We start from the raw sequence: 4538 nt of genomic DNA, 5'->3' as shown, positions 1-4538 counted from the left end.
TTAAAAAACTGGTCGATGCGCATCAAAAGGCCGGCAGGCACAGCGTTGTTTTTAATGCACAGGGACTGTCCAGCGGCCTCTATTTTTACGTGCTTAAAACGGAAGGCTTCCGTAAAGCCGGAAAGATGGTACTGCTGCGCTAATACTTAAATTAAAACGCCGGAACCTCTGTGAAAAATGGCCGGCCTGAGGCGTAAGCTGTGCAAAGACTGTTTGACCCAATAGAACAGTCGGGCGCGCGCTGGAATGAATGGCTTCAGCCGGCTTTCATTTTTTCTCAAAGCTTTCGACTTATGATCATATGGAACGCTTTATTCCCAATCTACACCTTGCGCCGCACACGGAACTGACCTGATACATTCAAAATAAAGAAGGTGTTAAAAGCTAATATGCCAAGATAGAGCAATCCAATGGTTAAAAAAGAAAGGCCACTCCAATTCAGATAGAAGGCCAGGGGAATGGGCAAAGCGCCCACCAGTCCCACCAAAAAACTAACCAGGTAGCGTTTTCCCGTCCACTCTAACTTACTTTTACAGTTGGGACAGGTGTAGGTTTCTGTGGGCGAGCCCAATAACAACCAGCGTTTGGAAATGGGGGTACCACAATGGGGACAGACCTGTCTCATGTGTGCTCTTCTCTCATAAATAGTCCATAATTCAAAAAAGTAGCAAAAAGAACGCAAAAAAGCAATGAAGAACCACGCTGCTGAGCATTTTGCCTTTCTGCATAGGATGCAAAAAAAATCAAAAACTATTAAATTTTATTGCAAAATTATTTTCTTTCCCTCTTGAATTTAGTATATTATTTCAGTTTGTTAAGTTAACTTAATAATTAAAAGATTGGGGTGAGCTATGAAAAAATTTGTCGCTTTTTTCGCCGTCACGTTGCTGCTTTTTGTCGCCCTGTCGGCGACGCTCAGCGCACAGGATTCCTGGCTTTTTCAGGAAGAGATGACCATTAAATTCCCCACGCCCGACAGCGTAACCTACCCCTTCCTCTGCGCCACGGATAACAAGGGCAACCTGTGGGTCATTACCACCAGCGCGGTGGATGCCCGCGGAATGAATGCCCTGTGGATGGCAGCGCCGGGCGACTCGGCCTTTACACTGATTGACGATTACAGCACCAATCTGGACGTGGAGTCCACGCGCGGCATTACCACCATCGACGATACCGTGCTGGTTGTTTGTCGCAAACCCGGCACGCCCATGCCTTCGCTTTCCATCATGTACGAATACCCCGATGGCGATCCCGCACAGCGTAAGGAGTACACCGCCGGCGGTTACGGCACGTGGGTGCTTGGTCTTTCCGCCAATAAGGACAAGTTTGTCTATGCCGGGCTTTCTTACCACACCTCCATCCGCGTGTACAATTTTACGGACACGGCCTCTGCTCGCGGCACCTGGGTGCCCATTCAGCCATTAGATCTACACCCCATCGAACCGGGCGGACACGATGGCACGGGATTTTCCATCATTCGCGATGTGGCCACCATTCCCGGCGCCGATTACAGCGATCCCAGCACGCCCTTCTTTTCCAGCCGCAACAGCGATACCCTGAGTTCCACGGGCGGCATTGCCGTGTGGAGCGGCGGCACGCAAACCTCGCCCAAAGATTACGTGGGCCAGCGCGTGAGCGATGTGTCTTCCTACCTGGCCTGGCTTTCCTGGACGCCGTACGGCATTACCTGCGACAGCCAGGGAAATCTCTGGGCCTGCGGCACCGATACCACGCGGCGCTGGGTAAAATCGTTCATGATCAGCGGAAACTTTGCCATCGAACTGGATGAATTGCCTTCGTCTAACAGCACGGTCAATCCCGACGCGCAGGGCGCTCCCTTTTTAACGCCTTCGGATATCGCCTTCAGCCCGGACGAAAAATTTGCCTATGTCATCGATCAGGAAGCCAAATGCGCCTTTGTCTTTTCCTACGGCCCATTGCAGGCGCTTGATGAAGATGACGCTCTCATTCCCCGATCCACGCGACTGCTGGGCAACTTTCCCAATCCCTTTAACGCCCGCACGACCATCGAATATCAATTGAACAGGGCGCAAACGGTGCGGTTGTTGATTTACGACAACGCCGGTCAATTGCTAACAGAAATCGACGCTGGCAAACAAAGCGCGGGGCGTCATCGCCTGCAGATTAACGCCAACAACTGGGCTTCGGGAATCTATTTTTACCAGCTACAGGCAGAAAATGCCGTTCAAACGCGCAAAATGTTGTTGATTAAATAGGTGATTCCCTGCTGTTAATTGAATTAAAGAGTTCTCATCATGGCAGGTACTTATGCAAGAATTTGTATCCAGGTGATCTTTGCCGTAAAGGGGAAGCAAAATCTTTTACAAAAACCCTGGCGTGATGAGGTATTTAAATACCTGACTGGAAATATTAAGAACAAAGGCCATCAATCTATCATTGTTAATGGCGTATCGGATCATGTTCATTGTTTTATTGGTCTTAAACCGTTTATGATCTGGTTAGAGACATAAAAAATAATTCTACTAATTTTATTAACGACAGAAGATTTGTGCATGGTAAGTTTGAATGGATTGAATAATATCACTCTTCGAGGCTTAGTTGATGGCCGGGGTACATATTGGCTATCATTGTTTCATCCTTTCGGGATAGAGTGATTCTAAAATGGATGAAATGACTAAATTTTTGAAACGATATGAAACAAAAAAATTAATCGCAGGAAGTGTAAATGCTAAACAGAAAATCAGAATAAATTGTCGATGGGAAAAACCAAATCCGAAGGATTGAAATGATTATAGGAAAACAATCCCCCAACCAAATAATTAACCCTGAAAGGGTGAAATTTTCTTTTTTTCATTCAAAATGGAAAACAAATACATGAACTTTAAATTAAATATTTTTTTATTATGTCTCATTTTCTTTTTTTATGATGTCGGTTTTACCCAACCGCAAACCAAACGCCTCTTTTTGTGGGTGGACGCCAGCGCCAACTGGATCCAACTAAGCGACTCTTCGGCCATGGAGACGCTGGCCCAAAAAGCGGCGTCCGTCGGTTTTACCGATCTGGTGATTGACGTCAAGCCCAATTCGGGCTATGTGTTGTACCCCAGCCAGATTGCGCCCCGTCTGCTAAAATGGAAGGGCGTGGAACGTGCGGCGTCCTACGACTACCTGGCTCATGCCCTGGCGCTTGGCAAACAGTACGGCTTAAAAGTGCACGCCGCGCTTAACATCTTCTCCGAAGGCAGTCGCCCCGCCGGCCTGGGGCTGGTTTACGAAACGCGTCCGCAATGGCAAACCATTCTGTACACGCCGGAAGGCCTGAAACCCATTACAGAAGTGGAAAGCAAGCAATCCCTGTTTGTGAATCCCATCAGAGAAGATGTGCAACGCTACGAACTTTCCATCATCGCCGAAGTCGTGCGCAACTACCCGCAACTGACCGGCATCATTCTGGATCGCGCCCGCTTTGACGGCATTGCTTCCGATTTTAGCCCGGAATCCAGAGCGGCCTTTGAGAAGTTCTTAAATAAAAAAGTTAAGCGCTGGCCAGAAGACATCTTTACCTGGCAAAGACAAACCGCCAGCGCCGCGCCGCGGGTAACGCCCGGCCCTCTGTTCCAAAAGTGGATCTTCTGGCGCGCCCGCTGCATTTACGATTTTTTTGTAAAAGCCCGGGACACGGTCAAAACGCTTAATGCGCAACTGGCGTTTGGCGACTATGCCGGTTCGTGGTACCCCACCTATTACGAAGTGGGCGTCAACTGGGCCAGTCAACAATACCATCCCCCGTACTGGTGGGCTGATCCGGACTACCATCAAACCGGCTACGCCGAATTGCTGGATTTTTTCATGTCCGGCTGTTATTATTTTGAAGTAACCATTGATGAACTTAATTTACCCGATGTGCGGATTGATTTGCGGCAGGAAGCGGCCATGAAAGATGGGAAGCAATTCTGGTACAGTGTGCAAGGCGCCTGCGACCTAACCAATCAGGTCATTCAGCAGGCCACAACCGTGTACGGCAGCCTGTTCCTCTTACAATACAAAGATCATCCGCAGCAGTTTAAACGCGCCATGCAAATGGTTTTGAAAAAAACGGACGGCTTGATGCTCTTCGATCTGGTTTACATTAATGAATATGAGTGGTGGGATTTATTGCAAAAAACGTTTTCCAATTTAAAATAGGTGAGATTTGAACTTGGGCGAGTTTATTTTACTCATGACCGAAATCCAGGCTGTGTGCATTCATAACCCGGTTGTATTTTGCATCCTGTCCAGAGGTAGAGTTTACTCGATCTGTCAGACAGGCAAAACTTTACAAAACCGTAATCAGCGGGAACGCCATAAAATCTAACTATGTATTAAAAAAAGAGAAACAATGAACAGAATCTGGCTTTTTTTTCTGCTTTTCATGCCATTATTTGCTGCCCAAATGCCGCAGGCGCGCGGCGTATGGCTAAGCCGTGATGTCATCGAAGGCGGCGCCGATTTAATCGAATCAACCTGCCACAAACTGGCGCAGGCCCATTTTAACCGCATCTTTGTGAATGTTTACT

3 protein-coding genes and 1 pseudogene are annotated in these 4538 nt (G+C 47.9%); 3 read left to right on the top strand and 1 reads right to left on the bottom strand.

The features are described 5' to 3' along the window. Nucleotides 1-322: 322 nt before the first annotated feature. The gene (locus ACWB0I_RS08190; protein WP_479387567.1) at nucleotides 323-625 is read right to left on the bottom strand and encodes a zinc ribbon domain-containing protein; all 303 of its coding nucleotides are present in this window, start codon (nucleotides 623-625) and stop codon (nucleotides 323-325) included. Between the two features lie 226 nt (nucleotides 626-851). Here ACWB0I_RS08190 and ACWB0I_RS08185 point away from each other — a divergent pair, with 226 nt between their 5' ends. The 3 genes and pseudogenes from ACWB0I_RS08185 (at nucleotide 852) to ACWB0I_RS08175 (ending at nucleotide 4167) form a co-directional block, all read left to right on the top strand. Continuing rightward, entirely contained in the window at nucleotides 852-2237 is a 1386-nt protein-coding gene (locus tag ACWB0I_RS08185) for a T9SS type A sorting domain-containing protein (protein ID WP_479387566.1), read from the top strand. A gap of 39 nt (nucleotides 2238-2276) precedes the next feature. Then, nucleotides 2277-2557: pseudogene (locus tag ACWB0I_RS08180) on the top strand (transposase); the annotation flags it as partial. 299 nt (nucleotides 2558-2856) lie between these two features. Beyond that, a complete protein-coding gene (locus ACWB0I_RS08175) occupies nucleotides 2857-4167 on the top strand; it encodes an alpha amylase family protein (RefSeq protein WP_479387565.1) in 1311 nt (436 codons plus the stop codon). Nucleotides 4168-4538 lie beyond the last annotated feature (371 nt).

The organism is Caldithrix sp., from assembly GCF_056497305.1.
Note: the sequence above shows the minus strand (reverse complement) of the source record. Positions and strands in the feature narration are given on the sequence as shown.